Below are 1,590 nucleotides of genomic sequence, written 5' to 3'. Positions count from 1 at the left end.
ACTGCCATAGGGCAATCCTCTGATATTAGTAAAATTTATATTTTAAGCAACCCGTTCAACGGATAAGGTTGCACCTGAACCCACAACTGGAAAAGTGAAATCACCTGCTACACTAGAGTTCATTTGGATCGATAGCTGGTTTCCTACAGCAAGTTCATAATAGTTAATCAGATCAAAGGTTATAGGTTCTCCGTCAAATATTTCCATTGTCTGTGACATACTTGCTTGTGGAACGCCATTAATGCCAAAGCTAATGGTAACGGTTCCATTAGTACCGAAGGAGCCAAGCGCACTGATATCAATGCGATAGATTCCATCTTCCGTGATTGTAATGTTATTTGTTGTTGTAAAATCAAGACCAGCCGAGGCATTACTCTGATTGGACATCGGTACTTCAACATCTATATTTGTCAATGCGAGGCTTCCTACTGATGAGGATAAAGCCCCAAAGGCACTGATTATGCCGCCAGTAGGTCCGGTGTCACCAGTGGGCCCGGTAGGTCCAGTGCCGCCAGTAGGTCCGATGGGTCCGGTAGGCCCGGTATCGCCGGTGGGTCCTATAGGTCCAGTCGGTCCGGTGTCACCGGTGGGTCCAGTCGGTCCAGTAGTACCAATAGGTCCGGTAGGCCCGGCATCACCAGTGAGTCCGATGGGTCCGGTAGGTCCAGTGTCGCCGGTAGGCCCAGTATCGCCAGTAGGTCCAGTATCACCAGTAAGTCCGATGGGTCCGGTATCGCCAGTAAGCCCAATGGGTCCGGTAGGTCCAGTATCACCAGTAAGTCCGATGGGTCCGGTATCACCAGTAGGTCCAATGGGTCCGGTAGGCCCAGTGTCGCCAGTAAGTCCGATGGGTCCGGTATCGCCAGTAAGTCCAATGGGTCCGGTAGGCCCAGTATCTCCAATAGGTCCAATGGGTCCGATAGGTCCAGTATCACCGGTAGGTCCAATGGGTCCGGTAGGCCCAGTATCGCCAGTAGGCCCAGTATCACCAGTAAGTCCGATGGGTCCGGTAGGCCCAGTATCACCAGTAAGTCCGATGGGTCCGGTAGGCCCAGTATCACCAGTAAGTCCGATGGGTCCAGTAGGTCCGGTATTGCCAGTAGGCCCGGTATCACCAGTAAGTCCGATGGGTCCGGTAGGCCCGGTATCGCCAGTAAGTCCAATAGGCCCAGTAGGTCCGATGGGTCCAGTAGGTCCGGTATTGCCAGTAGGCCCGGTATCGCCAGTAAGTCCGATGGGGCCAGTAGGCCCGGTATCACCAGTAGGTCCAGTATCACCGGTAAGTCCAATAGGTCCAGTATCACCAGTAGGTCCAATAGGCCCGATAGGTCCGGTACCACCAGCAGGTCCAATGGGTCCGGTAGACCCAGTAGCACCAATAGGTCCGGTATCGCCAGTAAGTCCGATGGGTCCAGTAGGTCCGGTATTGCCAGTAGGCCCGGTATCACCAGTAAGCCCGATGGGTCCGGTAGGCCCGGTATCGCCAGTAAGTCCAATAGGCCCAGTAGGTCCGATGGGTCCAGTAGGTCCGGTATCTCCAGTAGGTCCAATCGGTCCGGTAGGTCCGGTGTCGCCAGTAGGTCCAATAGG

1 protein-coding gene is annotated in these 1,590 nt (G+C 54.1%); it reads right to left on the bottom strand.

Going from position 1 to position 1,590, the window contains the following annotated elements:
* Positions 1-42: 42 nt before the first annotated feature.
* Complete coding sequence (locus ACYVD3_RS15085; RefSeq protein ID WP_460643310.1) at positions 43-1,587, bottom strand: collagen-like domain-containing protein; 1,545 nt, start codon at positions 1,585-1,587, stop codon at positions 43-45.
* Positions 1,588-1,590: the final 3 nt, after the last annotated feature.

Source organism: Lacrimispora brassicae (assembly GCF_054772055.1).
This window is presented reverse-complemented; position numbering and strand designations above follow the sequence as displayed.